This window comes from Achromobacter sp. DH1f (genome assembly GCF_000633435.1).
Taxonomy (GTDB): domain Bacteria; phylum Pseudomonadota; class Gammaproteobacteria; order Burkholderiales; family Burkholderiaceae_B; genus Achromobacter; species Achromobacter deleyi.
Map to the genome: position 1 here is coordinate 1 of NZ_AYMF01000077.1, position 327 is coordinate 327.

1 protein-coding gene is annotated in these 327 nt (G+C 69.1%); it reads left to right on the forward strand.

Going from position 1 to position 327, the window contains the following annotated elements; all coding sequences use genetic code 11:
- Window positions 1–327: SDR family NAD(P)-dependent oxidoreductase (locus U858_RS0132970; protein WP_025141338.1), on the forward strand; the 327-nt coding region annotated here is incomplete at both ends.

The window sequence follows — 327 nt, forward strand, 5'->3', positions numbered from 1 at the left end:
CTGGGCGCGGGCCTGGCGCTGGTGGGCCGCAAGCCCGAGAAACTGGAAGCCGTGCGCGACGAGATCGTGGGCATCTATCCCGAGGCCGCCGGCCGCATCACGCTGCACGCCTGCGATATCCGCGGCGAAACCGGCGTGCGGGGCGTAGTGGCGGATGCGCTGGCCGCGCATGGCGCCATCGACGGCCTGTTCAACTGCGCGGGCGGCCAGTTTCCCGCGGCGCTGGAAGACATCAGCTTCAATGGCTGGAACGCGGTGGTGCAGAACAACCTGCACGGCACCTTCCTGGTGGCGCGCGAGGTCTATGTGCAGCACATGCGCCAGCAC